The 12,705-nt window shown below is 75.6% G+C and carries 14 protein-coding genes and 1 riboswitch; of the genes, 2 read left to right on the top strand and 12 right to left on the bottom strand.

Translation table 11 applies throughout. The features are described 5' to 3' along the window. The 6 genes from thiD to thiE all read right to left on the bottom strand — a co-directional run bounded on the left by thiD (window position 1) and on the right by thiE (window position 4,303). Complete coding sequence (gene thiD, locus H1D33_RS28230; protein WP_181570313.1) at window positions 1-789, bottom strand: bifunctional hydroxymethylpyrimidine kinase/phosphomethylpyrimidine kinase; 789 nt, start codon at window positions 787-789, stop codon at window positions 1-3. Then, complete coding sequence (locus H1D33_RS28225) at window positions 786-1,541, bottom strand: thiamine phosphate synthase (protein WP_181570314.1); 756 nt, start codon at window positions 1,539-1,541, stop codon at window positions 786-788. The genes thiD and H1D33_RS28225 overlap by 4 nt, the downstream gene beginning before the upstream one ends. 44 nt (window positions 1,542-1,585) lie before the next feature. Next, window positions 1,586-2,365: a thiazole synthase gene (locus H1D33_RS28220; RefSeq protein WP_181570315.1), complete on the bottom strand. Its 780-nt coding sequence runs from the start codon at window positions 2,363-2,365 to the stop codon at window positions 1,586-1,588. Further along, window positions 2,362-2,562: a sulfur carrier protein ThiS gene (gene thiS / locus H1D33_RS28215; protein ID WP_181570316.1), complete on the bottom strand. Its 201-nt coding sequence runs from the start codon at window positions 2,560-2,562 to the stop codon at window positions 2,362-2,364. The genes H1D33_RS28220 and thiS overlap by 4 nt, the downstream gene beginning before the upstream one ends. After that, a complete protein-coding gene (gene thiO, locus H1D33_RS28210) occupies window positions 2,553-3,683 on the bottom strand; it encodes a glycine oxidase ThiO (protein ID WP_414685457.1) in 1,131 nt (376 codons plus the stop codon). The genes thiS and thiO overlap by 10 nt, the downstream gene beginning before the upstream one ends. Further along, window positions 3,677-4,303, bottom strand: a complete 627-nt coding sequence (gene thiE, locus H1D33_RS28205) for a thiamine phosphate synthase (protein WP_181570318.1) — start codon at window positions 4,301-4,303, stop codon at window positions 3,677-3,679. Before thiE ends, thiO begins: the two co-directional genes overlap by 7 nt. Continuing rightward, window positions 4,298-4,409: riboswitch (TPP riboswitch) on the bottom strand. Its footprint overlaps the gene before it by 6 nt. Window positions 4,410-4,528: 119 nt before the next feature. On the opposite strand from thiE, the gene H1D33_RS28200 reads away from it, so the two are divergent. Then, window positions 4,529-5,443, top strand: coding sequence for a DUF559 domain-containing protein (locus H1D33_RS28200; RefSeq protein ID WP_181570319.1), 915 nt, complete (start codon window positions 4,529-4,531; stop codon window positions 5,441-5,443). 308 nt (window positions 5,444-5,751) lie between these two features. Here H1D33_RS28200 and H1D33_RS28195 read toward each other — a convergent pair whose 3' ends face one another. Genes H1D33_RS28195 through H1D33_RS28180 form a run of 4 tightly spaced genes read right to left on the bottom strand, consistent with a single transcriptional unit; the run spans window position 5,752 to window position 9,863 of the window. Beyond that, window positions 5,752-6,714, bottom strand: a complete 963-nt coding sequence (locus H1D33_RS28195) for an aldo/keto reductase (protein ID WP_181570320.1) — start codon at window positions 6,712-6,714, stop codon at window positions 5,752-5,754. A gap of 28 nt (window positions 6,715-6,742) precedes the next feature. Next, entirely contained in the window at window positions 6,743-7,540 is a 798-nt protein-coding gene (locus H1D33_RS28190) for a nucleotidyltransferase domain-containing protein (protein WP_181570321.1), read from the bottom strand. Next, window positions 7,537-9,216, bottom strand: a complete 1,680-nt coding sequence (locus H1D33_RS28185) for an ABC-F family ATP-binding cassette domain-containing protein (protein WP_181570322.1) — start codon at window positions 9,214-9,216, stop codon at window positions 7,537-7,539. Before H1D33_RS28185 ends, H1D33_RS28190 begins: the two co-directional genes overlap by 4 nt. A gap of 41 nt (window positions 9,217-9,257) precedes the next feature. Then, window positions 9,258-9,863, bottom strand: a complete 606-nt coding sequence (locus tag H1D33_RS28180) for a class I SAM-dependent methyltransferase (RefSeq protein ID WP_181570323.1) — start codon at window positions 9,861-9,863, stop codon at window positions 9,258-9,260. A gap of 125 nt (window positions 9,864-9,988) precedes the next feature. On the opposite strand from H1D33_RS28180, the gene H1D33_RS28175 reads away from it, so the two are divergent. Then, window positions 9,989-11,152: a hypothetical protein gene (locus tag H1D33_RS28175; protein WP_307755274.1), complete on the top strand. Its 1,164-nt coding sequence runs from the start codon at window positions 9,989-9,991 to the stop codon at window positions 11,150-11,152. Between the two features lie 66 nt (window positions 11,153-11,218). Here H1D33_RS28175 and truA read toward each other — a convergent pair whose 3' ends face one another. Together truA and rplQ are read right to left on the bottom strand one after the other, a co-directional pair. Next, a complete protein-coding gene (gene truA / locus H1D33_RS28170) occupies window positions 11,219-12,052 on the bottom strand; it encodes a tRNA pseudouridine(38-40) synthase TruA (protein WP_181570325.1) in 834 nt (277 codons plus the stop codon). A 74-nt stretch (window positions 12,053-12,126) separates the two neighbouring features. Then, complete coding sequence (gene rplQ / locus H1D33_RS28165; protein WP_181570326.1) at window positions 12,127-12,687, bottom strand: 50S ribosomal protein L17; 561 nt, start codon at window positions 12,685-12,687, stop codon at window positions 12,127-12,129. Window positions 12,688-12,705: the final 18 nt, after the last annotated feature.

Raw genomic sequence — 12,705 nt, 5'->3', positions numbered from 1 at the left:
TCAAGCGGACCAGCCGAAGTGGTCCAGCGGGCCGTGTCCCGCGCCCAGCTCCCAGCTCCGCGCGCCGGTCAGCGCGCGGGTCACGTACTCCTTGGCGGCGGCCACCGCGACGGGCGCCGCGTCGCCGGCGGCCAGCCGCACCGCGACGGCCGCCGCGAACGAGCAGCCGGTGCCGTGGCTGTGCCGGGTGTCCACCCGGGGCGCGCGCAGCAGCCGCGTCGTCCCGCCGCCGGCCAGCACGTCCACCGACTCGCCGGCCGCGTCGACGTCGCCGCCGGTGACCACCACGAACGCCGGCCCGCGCGCGGCCAGTGCCTCGGCCGCCGCGACCATCTCCTCGACCGTGCCCACCGGGCCACCGGTGAGGGCCGCGGCCTCCGCGCAGTTCGGCGTCGCCACCTCGGCGTACGGGAGCAGCCGCTCGACCGCCTCCACCACGCCGAGCCGGTGCCCGCTGGTGGCGACCAGCACCGGGTCGACGACCAGGTGGGGCAGCCGCCCGCCCCGGGCCGCCTCGGCCACCGCGTCGGCGACCGCCGGGGTGCCGAGCATCCCGGTCTTCACCGCCCGCACGTGGAAGTCGCCGAGCACGCTGTCGAGCTGGTCGCGCACGGTCTGCGGGGGCAGCGGCAGGACCGCGTCCACGCCCCTGGTGTTCTGCGCGGTGACGGCGGTGAGCACGCTCGTGCCGTACGCGCCGAGCGCGGCGAACGTCTTGAGGTCGGCCTGGATGCCGGCGCCGCCGCCGGAGTCGGAGCCGGCGATGGTGAGTAGTACCTGCGGCGTCACTGTCTTTCCTCTGTGGTCGCGGTGGGGGGCTGCGGCCGACCGTGCCCACTCTGGGCGGTCAGGCTTGATCCCTCCGTGGGCACGGTCGGCCGCAGCCCTCTCGTGGGGACGTCCGTCGGTGGGTGGAGGGTGCGCGCCAGACGGGTGGACGCCTCCTGGAAGGCGCTGCCGAGCGTGGTGGCGGTGTCGGTGGGGTTCTCGGCGCGCATCAGTGCACCGAGGACGGCGACGCCTGTGGCGCCGGGGTCGACGCAGGCCCGCACCTGGTCCGGGGTTTCGATGCCGCCGAGGGCGAGCACCGGGACCGGGCTGGCCGCCACCAGTTCGCGCAAGCCGTCCGGGCCCAGCGCGGGGCCGTAGCCGGGTTTGGTGCGGGTCGGGAACACCGGGGACAGGGTCGCGTAGTCCTCGGTGGTCAGTCGGGCCAGCTCGGCGGCGTCGTGGCAGGAGCGGCCGACCAGCGCGAGGCGCGGCGGCGGGTACGGGCCGGCGGCGGGCAGGTGCACGGCGTCCCCGTCGAGCGGGTCGGGGCCGGCGACGATCAGCGCGCCGTCGACGTCGGCGAGCACCGCGCGCAGTTCGACGGCGAGGGCGAGGCGCTCGGCGCGGGGCAGGTCCTTCTCCCGCAGCACGACCCACCGCACTCCCCCGCCCACCGCCGCCGCCACGACGTCCACCAGCGGCCGCCGCGCCACCCGCCGATCCGTCATCAGCACCAGCCCGCCCGGGCATCGGCGGACCTTGGTACGCATCCGCCCCTGAAGGGGCGCCGTCGTACCAAGATCGGAACAGGCCGTCACAGGTTCGGTCGGCCGGCGTCGGGGGTGGACGGCAGCGCGTGGTCACGGCGGGGGATGCGACCGGCGCCGTACGCCAGGTGGCCGGCCTCGACCGCGTACCGCATCGCGGTGGCCATCGCCACCGGGTCGGCGGCCCGGGTGACGGCGCTGGCCAGCAGCACCGCGTCGCAGCCCAGCTCCATGGCGAGCGCGGCGTCGGAGGCGGTGCCGACACCGGCGTCGAGGATCACCGGCACGTCCACGGCCTGCCGGATCAGCCGGATGTGGTGCGGGTTGCCGATGCCCAGGCCGGAGCCGATCGGCGAACCGGCCGGCATCACCGCCGCGCAGCCGACGTCGGCCAGCCGGCGGGCCAGCACCGGATCGTCCGACGTGTACGGCAGCACGGTGAACCCGTCGGCGACCAGGTCCTCGGCGGCGCGCAGCAGCTCCACCCCGTCGGGCAGGAGCGTGCGCTCGTCGCCGATCACCTCCAGCTTCACCCAGTCGGTGTCGAACGCCTCCCGGGCCAGGTGCGCCGTCTTCACCGCCTCCACCGCCGTCCGGCAGCCCGCCGTGTTCGGCAGCAGCCGTACGCCGCAGCGGTCCAGCAGGTCGAGCAGCCCGCCCGCGCCGACCGGTGCGGTGTCCACCCGGCGCAGCGCCAGCGTCACCAGCCCGGTGCCGGAGGCGCGGATCGCCGCCTCCAACACGTGCAGGTTGGCCGCGCCGCCGGTGCCGAGCACCAGCCGGGAGCCGAACGCGACACCGCCGATCTCCAGGGACATGCCGCTCACCCGCCCTGCGCGGCGCTGAGCACCTCGACCCGGTCGCCGTCGCGCAGCACGCTCACCGGCCAGCCGCCGCGCGGCACCACCTCGCCGTTGACGGCGACCGCCAGGCCGCGCTGCTGATCGGTGACCGCGCGGACCACCTCGGCCAGCGTGACGCCGTCGGGCAGCGTCCGTCCCGTGCCGTTGACGATCAGTTCCACCGGGGCTCCTTCGGAAACCGGTCGGGGGTGAACGGGGCGAGCGCCGGATCCGGCTCGCCGGTGACGATCAGCTCGGTGACCAGGTCGGCGGTGACCGGGGTGAGCACGATGCCGTGCCGGTGGTGCCCGGTGGCGGCGAGCACGCCGGGCCGGCCGGGCAGCGCCCCGATCAGCGGCGCGTTGTCCGGCGTCGCCGGGCGCAGCCCGGCGACCGCCTCCACCAGCTCGTACTCGGTCAGCTCCGGGACCAGCTCGACGGCGGCACGCAACAGCCGCAGCACGCCGCCGGCGGTGACCTCGGTGTCCGCGCGTTCCTCCACGGTCGCGCCGACCACCACCTCGCCGCCGGCCCGGGGCACCAGGTAGACCGGCTCGCCGTCGGCGTACCCCCGGATCACGTGCCGGAAGCCCGGCGGGCCGCCGCCTGGCGCGCGGAGCCGGAGCACCTGGCCCTTCACCGGCCGCACCGGCAGGCCGGTCAGCGCCGCCGCGCCGCAGCCGGCCGCGACCACGGTGACCGCCGCGTCCACCTCGGACAGCGCGCCGACTCGCGCCGGCCGGAACACCACGCCGGCCCGCTCGGCGGCGACGCGCAACGCGGCGACCAGCCGGCGCGGGTCGACCTGGTGGTCGCCGGGTGCGACCGCGCCGCCGCGCACCCGGGTGGCCAGCGCCGGCTCGCGGTCGCGCAGCGCCGACGGGCGCAGCGGCGTGATCGGCAGTCCCAGACCCTGCTGGTACGACCACAGCCGCCCCGCCTCGGCCAGGTCGTCGGCGGTGAGCCCGACCACGAGCGTGCCCTCGGTGCGATAGCCCGGGTCGACGCCGCTCGCCTCGGCCAGCTCGGCGGCGAAGCCCGGCCAGCGGGCCGCCGACTCGACGAGCAGCGCGGTCAGCTTGTGCTCACCGAAGTACGCCTCGGCGACCGGGGAGAGCATGCCGGCGGCGACGTGCGACGCGCCCGACCCGGGGCGGTCGTCGTACACGCTGACGCGCAGCCCGCGCTGCGCGCACCGCCACGCCACCGCCAGCCCCACCGCCCCCGCCCCCACCACCCCCACCTGAGTAAGGCGGGGCCCCCGCTTAACGCTTTCGGTAGAGGAGGGGGCCCCGCTTAACACGTCAGCGCCCCGAGCAGCTCGGCGGTGGCGCGTGCGGGGTCGGCCGCCGAGGACAGCGCGCCGACCACCGCCACCCCGTACGCCCCGGCGGCCCGCAACGCCGGCACCGACGCGGCGGTCACCCCGCCGATGGCGATCACCGGCACGGTCACCGCCCCGGTCACCGCGCGTACCCCGTCCGGGCCGATCGGCGCGGGCAGGCCCGGCTTCGTGGTGGTGGCGTGGCACGGGCCCACGCCCAGGTAGCCGGCCCCGGCGGCGACCGCGGCCCGGGCGGTGACCGGCTCCCGGGCGGTCGCGCCGAGCACCGCGTCGACGCCGAGCACCCGCCGGGCGGCCGCCACGGGCAGGTCGTCCGCCCCCACGTGCCCACCGGCCGCGCCCACCGCCAGCGCCACGTGCAGCCGGTCGTTGACCAGGCACCGCGCCCCGTACGGCCGGCACGCCTCGACCACCCGCCGGGCCAGCTCGTACGCCTCCCGGTCGGTGGCGTCGTCCGCCACCCGCACCTGCACGACGAGTTCCGCGCGGGCCACCGGCAGGGCGGCGCGCAGCACGGCGAGCGGGTCCCGCCCCGGCCGGGTGTCGGTGATGAGATGCAGTCGTCCCAGGGACGGCACGGCAACGCTCCTCCCTGCGCCGGCATTACCCGGATCAGGTTCGACGGTCGGGGGCTGTCAGCCCCCCTCTCAGCCCGGTCCGCACCGGGCTCCCGTGGGTCACTTGCGGCCTACCGTACGACGCTCCCCCGGCCGGACGGAAGAGCGGGTGAGGTTTTTCCCACGACCGCACCACTCGACGGAACGGGACGGCGGGTGACTGTCGCATCACGACACGCTGACCGGATGGCCGCACCCGCCCGTGTCCCGCGCCGCCTGTGGTCGGTGCCGTTCCGCGCCGGCGACGCGGTGCGCGACGGTCTTCTCACCCGGGCGATGCTGCGCGGGCCGACGTGGGTCCGCCTGTTGCAGGACGTGTACGTGCACGGCGACGCCTACCGCCCCGACGACCATCGGATGTGGTGCGAGGCGGTCGCGCTGCGGCTGCCGCCCGGCGCCGCCGTGGCCGGCCGCAGCGCCGCCTGGCTTTTCGGTGTCGACCTGCTCACCCGGGACGAACCGGTGACGGTGCTCCTGCCGACGACCGCCCGGCTGCGCCCGCATCCCCGGCTGTCGATCGTGCGATCACCGCTGCCCGATGAGGATCGCACCCGGTTCGCCGGGCTGCCGGTCACCACCACGCTGCGCACGGCGTTCGACCTGGGTCGCCACAGCCCCCGGGTGGAGGCGGTGGTCGCCGTCGACGCGCTGCTGCGTCGCCGGGTGGTGGAACCGGCCGCGTTACGCGCCTACGCCGCGGAACGCCCGGGCTGGCCGGGCTCGGCGCTGCTGCGCGAGGTGCTGAAGTTGGCCGAGCCGTCGAGCGAGTCCCCCATGGAGACGCGCCTGCGGCTGCTCCTCCTCGACGCCGGTCTCGGCCCGCTGACCGCCCAGCACGAGGTGCGCCACGGCGGGCGCTTCGTGGCCCGGGTGGACCTGGCCTGGCCGGCGTTGCGCGTCGCGGTCGAGTACGACGGCGACCAGCATCGGGAGCGGGCACAGTTCCGGCGGGACGTGGCGCGCCTCAACGCGCTCCGTTCCGCTGGCTGGATCGTGCTCCGCTTCACCGCCGACGACGTGCTCCGCCGCCCCGAGGCCACGGTCGCCCTGGTGCACCAGGCCCTCGTGGAACGCCGCCGCATCACCGCCCGGCCGCGCTGACCTCGCGCACGCCCTAGCCGACCTTGGCTCGCCCCGGAACTGGACGGCGTCGCGGCGTCGCATGCCCCAGCCTGCGCTGGCGTGACCGGGGCGGCCCGACGCACACCGGAGCATCTCATCACCGGACGCTTTGCCAGGCAGCACGACCCTGGTTGCCGTGGAAGTCCGACCCACCTCGCTGACGTTCATAGCGTTCCACCCACCGGCGTCTCCGCCCGTGAGTGGAACGCTATGAACGTCAAACCGGTCCGGAGACAGCCATCGCGTTCCACTCACCGGACCGCTCACCGAACACTTCGCCCAAGAAGTCAGAGGAGGGCGTCGAGGGCGTCCTGGTCCTCGTCGGTGGGCTGCCAGGTGCCGGCGTCGGCGTTGGCGCGTACCTGCTCGGGCGTGGTCGCGCCGGCGATCACCGAGGTCACCGCGGGCCGGGCGGCCAGTCCGCCGATGGCCACCTGGAGCATGCTCACCCCGCGCTCGGCCGCGTACGCCTCGATCGCCTCGATGGTGTCCCAGCGCGCCGCGGCCAGCCGCTCGGCGTACCGGCCGCCGCCAGCGAGCCGGCTGCCCTCGGGGGGCTGCTGACCGCGCTGGTACTTGCCGGTGAGCAGCCCGTTGGCGAGCGGGAAGAACGGCAGCATGCCGAGGCCGAACCGCTCGCAGGCCGGGATCACCTCGTCCTCCACGCCCCGCTCCAGCAGCGAGTAGTGGTTCTGCGCGGAGATGAAACGGGTACGCCCCTGCGACGACGCGGTCCAGTCGGCGTCGGCGATCTGCCAGCCGGCGAAGTTGGAGTTGCCGAGGTAGCGCACCTTGCCGGCGGTCACCAGGTCGTCCAGCGCGGCGAGCGTCTCGTCGATGGGCGTACCCGGGTCGGGCTCGTGCATCTGGTAGAGGTCGATGTGGTCGGTGCCGAGCCGGCGCAGCGACGCCTCGACGGCGCGGGCGATGTAGCGGCGGGCGCCCCGGGCGCCGTGGTCCGGCCCGTTCGCCCCGTTCATGTCCATGCCGAACTTGGTGGCGAGCACCACGTCGTCGCGGCGGCCCTTGAGCGCCTGGCCGAGCAGTTCCTCGGAGCCGCCCTGGGGTTCGCCGTAGATGTCGGCGGTGTCGAAGAAGGTGATCCCGGCGTCGAGCGCGGCGTCCACCACCGCCCGGGTGCCGTCGAGGTCGAGTTTGCGGCCGAAGTTGTTGCAGCCGATGCCGACCACGGACACCACGAGCCCGGAGTCGCCCAGTCGGCGATAGGTCATCTCACTCACGAGATCCACCCTATGCCCGCCGGACGCGGGCGGCGCCTCAGCCGAGCACGTCGACGGCCAGCGCGCGGGCGTCGGCCACCGTCGCCGACAGCTCGGCGGGGGTACGCCCCACCGCGCCGAGCAGCGCCTGGGCCCGATCGGTGAAGTCCGGCGGCGCGCCGGGCAGCCGGCCCGCGGAGGCGAGCATGCCCTTCTCGTTGACCAGCCACCGCCCGGCCCGCCCGTGCAGCGCCTGCGCCAGCACCCCGACCACCCGGAACAGGCAGCCGGCCACGTAGCCGGCGTCGCCGCCGGACGCGCCCTTGGCCGCGCCGTCGAGCAGCAGGCCGGTCTCCCAGCCGCCGGCGACCAGCGCCGCACCGAGCGCGGGCGGGTAGTCGACGGTCTCGGCGCGCAGCGCGGTCAGCTCACCGGTCGGGTCGGCGAGGATGCGGCCGAGCGCCACCTCCCCGGCGTACGCGTGGGAGTAGAACCCGAGCGGGTGCCCGGCCTGCACCTCAACCGTGTAGCGGCCGGCCCGGCACTCCGCCCACACCCGGTGCACCCGGTCGAGGTCCCGGTAGATCCAGTCCACCGCCGCCCCGCCGACGCGCAGCCAGCCGCCGCCGTCGACCCAGGGACCCCAGCCGCCGGGGGCGGTCAGCTCGACCGGTTCGTCGGCGATCGAGGCGGCGACCGCGCGCAGCCCGGCCAGGTCCGGCGTACCCCGGTAGTAGAGGCCGAGGTCCCAGTCGGAGTCGGGCCGGTGCTCGCCGCGGGCCCGGCTGCCGCCGAGCGCCACCGCCACCACGCCGTCGACGGCGCAGAGCCGGGCGGCCAACTCCCGGTCGATCATCCGACGTCCCAGACCGGTTCCGGCGTCTCCACCACGTCCCCGTCGCCGCGGAACAGCACGAACCGGTCGAAGGTGCGGGTGAACCAGCGGTCGTGGGTCACCGCGATCACCGTGCCGTCGAACGCGCCCAGGCCGGCCTCCAGCGCCTCGGCGGAGGCCAGGTCGAGGTTGTCGGTCGGCTCGTCGAGCAGCAGCAGCGTGGCACCGGACAGCTCCAGCAGCAGCACCAGGAAGCGGGCCTGCTGGCCGCCGGAGAGCGTGCCGAAGCGCTGGTCGCCCTGCCCGGCCAGCTCGTAGCGGGACAACACCCCCATGGCCGCGTGCCGGTCCATGCCGGTCCGGTGCTCGTCACCGCGCCAGAGGATCTCCACGAGCGTCTTCGCCATCAGCTCCGGCCGGTCGTGGGTCTGCGAGAAGTGCCCGGGCCGGACCCGGGCGCCGAGCCGGACCACGCCGTCGTGCGTGACCGGGGTGAGCGCGGCGGCGCCGTCGACCGGGGTGTTGCCCGGGTCGGGATCGGTGCCGCCGCGGGCGAGCAGGCGCAGGAAGTGCGACTTGCCGGTGCCGTTCGCGCCGAGCACCGCGACCCGGTCGCCGTACCAGATCTCCAGGTCGAAGGGGTAGGTCAGGCCGTCCAGCTCCAACTGCTCGGCGATCACCGCGCGCTTGCCGGTCCGCCCGCCGGTCAGCCGCATCCGGATGTCCTGGTCCTTCGGGGGTACGGGCGGCGGCCCGGCCTCCTCGAACTTGCGCAGCCGGGTCTGCGCGGCCTGGTAGCGGGACGCCAGCCCGTCGTTGTACGCGGCCTTCTGCTTGTACATCAGCATCAGCTCGCGCAGCTTCTGGTGTTCCTCGTCCCAGCGCCGGCGCAGCTCGTCGAGGCGGGCGTGCCGGGCCACCCGCGCCTCGTGCCAGCTCGCGAAGCCGCCCGGGTGCACCCAGGCGCTGCCGCCCTCGACGGCGACCACCCGGTCGGCGGTCTGCGCCAGCAGCTCACGGTCGTGCGAGACGTAGAGCACCGACTTGCCGGACTCGCGTAGTCGCGCCTCCAGCCAGCGTTTGCCCGGTACGTCGAGGAAGTTGTCCGGCTCGTCGAGCAGCAGCACCTCGTCCGGGCCGCGCAGCAGCAGCTCCAGCGCGAACCGTTTCTGCTGGCCGCCGGAGAGGGTGCGGACCGGCCGGTCGCGGGCGGCGTCCCACGGCAGGTCCAGCACGATGGTGGTGACGGTGTCGAAGAGCACCTCGGCGTCGTACCCGCCGCTCTCGCCCCAGGCGGCCAGCGCGTCGGCGTACGCGAGCTGGGCCTTGCCGGCGGCGGTGCTGTACTTGCCGCGGACCTCGGCCGCCCGCATGGCCGCCTCGGTCTCGACGAGCCGGCGCCCGGCGTCCTGCAGGGCCGGCGGGGCGAGCGACAGGGCCAGGTCGGCGAGCGTCGACTCGTCGCCGATCATGCCGATGAACTGCCGCATCACGCCCAGGCCGCCGGCCCGGGCGATCGCGCCGGTGCGCACCGGCAGGTCGCCGGCGACCATCCGCAGCAGGGTCGTCTTGCCGGCGCCGTTGGGGCCGACGAGCGCCACCTTGGCGCCCTCGCCGACCCGGAACGACACCTCGCCGAACAGCTCCCGCCCGTCCGGGAGGATGTGCCCGACCGCTGCCACGTCCACGTATCCCACGCCGGCATCCTGCCCGAGCGGGCGGTGCCGGCGACACCGGATTACCGGGTGACGCGGAGCACCCGGAAGCCCTTCTGGCTGGCCTGCCGTTCGACCTGCCAACCCTGCTCGACCAGCCAGCGGTGCAGCGAGTCGCCGCCGAGGTGGCGGGCCACCACGAGCCAGGCGACGCCGTCCGGGGCGAGCCGGGGCAGCCAGCGCCGCAGCAGGTCGTGCAGGTCCGCCTTGCCGACGTGGATCGGCGGGTTCGACCAGATCTGGGCGAACGTGACGTCCGCCGGCACGTCGTCCGGCGCGACGGCCCGGACCCGGTCGGCGGCGCCGATCCGGGCGGCGTTGGCGGTGGTGAGGTCGCGGGCCCGGGCGTTGACGTCCACCGCCCAGACGGTGGCGGCCGGCGCGACGGTGGCCAGCACGCAGGTGATCGGGCCGAATCCGCAGCCGATGTCGAGCAGCGGGCCGGCGACGTCGGCGGTCGGCAGGTCGGCCTTGCGCAGCAGCACCGCGGTGCCGGGGTCGAGCCGGTCGGCGGAGAACACGCCGCCGGCCGAGGCGAGGGCGTAGTCGCGCCCGGCGACGGAGAACTCGACCTCGCGCGGGCGGGCCGGGGCCGTGGGTTCAGCGGTGAAGTAGTGGTCGCCGGTCACGTCGGCATTCTCGCACCGCCCGTCGGCGGGCCGGGCGACGGTACGGCGGGTACGGGCGGACGCCACCCCGCCGGAATTTCCCGATATTCCCCCTGAAAGGGACAATCGGTCTTACTCTATCCCACATGGTGTACCGGTACGAGTCCGATGAGGACGCCTTCCTGGAGTACCCGGAGCCCGGGTCGGCACCGACCGGGCCCGTGGCCGCGACGCCGCCCCCGGCCGGGCCGTCGCCCTCCCGCTTCCCCACGCCGTCACTGCCGCCGGCGCGGGCCACCCGCCCGGCCCTCGACGACGGCCGGGCGCCCGCCCCCGCGCCGCCCGCCCCCGCGCCCACACCGGGCCGGCCGGCGCCGCCGCCCGGGGAACCCTCACCGGTGCCGCAACCCCTGCCACCCGTCCCGCAGCCGGTGCCCGCCGCGACGACCCGGACCACCGTGCCCATCCCGGCCGGCCCGACCTTCCGCACCGCCGAGGTGTCCGAGCTGTCCCGCAACCGCCGCGCCGGCCGGCGCGGCGGCCGGGTCTGGCAGACGCTGATCGGCGGCGCCGCCGTGCTGCTCCTGCTCTCCCTCACCGGCCTGGCCGTCGCGGCGCTGCTCGACGAGCGGGCCGCCACACCCCCGGCCGGCCAGCCCACCCCGCAGCCCACGGCGGCGGAGACGACCCCGTCGACCGGGTCCGACCTGGACTCCCGGGACACCGACCAGGCGCCACTCACCGTCAAGGAACTCTTCCCCGGCAAGCAACTGGTGGTCACCGACGGCAAGCCCGCCTACCGGGTGCTCAAGACCCAGACGAGCGCGAACTGCGCGGTCGCGGCCGCCGGCGAGATCGCCGACCTGCTGGTGCGGCTCGGGTGCAACCAGGTCGTCCGGGGCACGCTCCGCTCCCCCGACGGCGACCACCTGCTCACCGCCGGCCTGTTCAACCTGACCGACGTGGCCAGCACCCAGCGGGTACGCGACCGGATCCGACCGCTGCTCGACGACCGGCAGGGCCGGTTCCGGGGCCTGGCCGCCGGCGACGACACCGAGGCGGTGGAGAAGGCCGCCGCCCGGGTCGGCTGGCAGGTACGCGGGCACTACCTCGCCTTCTGCCTGGTCACCCGCGCCGACGGCGAACGCATCCCGACCGACGACGCGACCGCCCGCGAGATCATGTACGACCTCATCGAGCTGCACCTGAACCGGGGCGTGCTGGACCGCCGGGCCGCCGGCGGGACGGCCACGCAGCCCACCGGCGGCCCCACCGACGACAGCGCCGGCCAGCAGAACAACGACGACTGACCGCAGCACGACCACGGCCCGCCACCGACGCCGGTGGCGGGCCGCGCTGCGGTACGGGGAGGGCTCTCAGCCCTCGGCGACCGGCACCCGGAGCCGGCGGGTGAGGTCGGCGCGGCGGGCGTACCCGGCCGGGTCGGCCGGGTATCCGACCTCGACCAGGGCCAGCCCGTGCGCGGGCGCCACGGTCACCTCGCTGGAGCGTTCCCGGCGGGTCAGCAGGCCGGCCGGCCAGGCCACCGGACGCCGACCGTCCCCGGCGACCAGCATGGCGCCGACCAGGCTGCGGACCATGTTCTGGCAGAACGCGTCGGCCTGCACCGTGGCCACCAGGATCCCGTCCGGGTCGCGTCGCCAGTCGAGCCGGGTCACCTCACGCAGCGTGGTGGCGTTCTCCTTGCGCCGGCAGTACGCGGCGAAGTCGTGCTCGCCGACCAGACCGGCCGCGGCCTCGTTCAGCGCGGCCAGGTCCAGCGGCTTCGGCCAGGCCAGCGTGTCCCGCCGGCGCAGCGGCTCGGCACCCCACGGCGCGTCGGTGACCCGGTACTCGTAGCGCCGGAAGGTGGCCGAGAACCGGGCGTCGAAGTCGGCCGGCACCTCGGTCATCGCCCGTACCCGGGCGTCGGTGGGGAGCAGCCGGGCCAGCCGGCGCAGCAGCCGCCCCTCGTGCGCGCGCCACACCTCGGTCGGCAGGTCGAGGTGGCAGACCTGCCCGGTGGCATGCACCCCGGCGTCGGTGCGGCCGGCCACGGTCAGGCCGGTGACCGTGCCCGCGCCGAGCACGAGGTCGAGCGCCTCCATGAGCACCCCGGCCACCGTGCGCCGGGTGGGCTGCGGGGCCCAACCGGAGAAGTCGGTGCCGTCGTACGAGACGTCCAGCCGCAGCCGGGTCCGCTCGTCCACCTCGTACCTCCCGTTGACGGCGTCGGGCCCGGCACCCCGCGAGGGGATGCCGGGCCCGACGATGCTGCAGGCGATCAGGCCTTGTCGTTCTCGGTGGCCTCGTCGCTGTCCTCGCGGGCGGCGGCGGTGTCACCCGACGCGGAGACCGGCGCCTCGGCGTCCTGGTCACCGGCGGTCGACTTGGGGGCCTCCTCGGCCGGGGCCAGGGCCTCGACCTTGTCCTGCTGGGCGGCCTTGCGAGCGGCGGTCTTCTTGTTCGCCTTCGGCTCGGCGACCTGAAGCTCCTCCACCAGCTCGATGATCGCCATCGGAGCGGCGTCACCCTTGCGCGGACCGGTCTTCACGATCCGGGTGTAGCCACCGTTGCGGTTGGCGTACCGGGGCGCGATCTGGTCGAACAGGGAGAAGACCACGTCCTTGTCCTTGACGACGCCCGCCACCCGCCGGCGCGAGGCGAGGTCGCCACGCTTGGCCTTGGTGATGAGCTGCTCGGCCAGCGGGCGGAGCCGCCGGGCCTTCGTCTCGGTGGTCTGGATCTTGCCGTGCTGGAACAGCGCGGTGGCCAGGTTGGCCAGCATCAGCCGCTCGTGCGCGGGGCTGCCGCCGAGGCGGGGGCCCTTGGTGGGCGTGGGCATGCTTGGTGCTCCTCAGGT

Origin of the sequence: Micromonospora ferruginea (assembly GCF_013694245.2) — a bacterium.
In the GTDB taxonomy this organism is placed as follows: Bacteria; Actinomycetota; Actinomycetes; order Mycobacteriales; family Micromonosporaceae; genus Micromonospora; species Micromonospora robiginosa.
The sequence above is the reverse complement of the archived record's forward strand: the minus strand, read 5'-3'. Positions and strand labels throughout refer to the sequence as shown.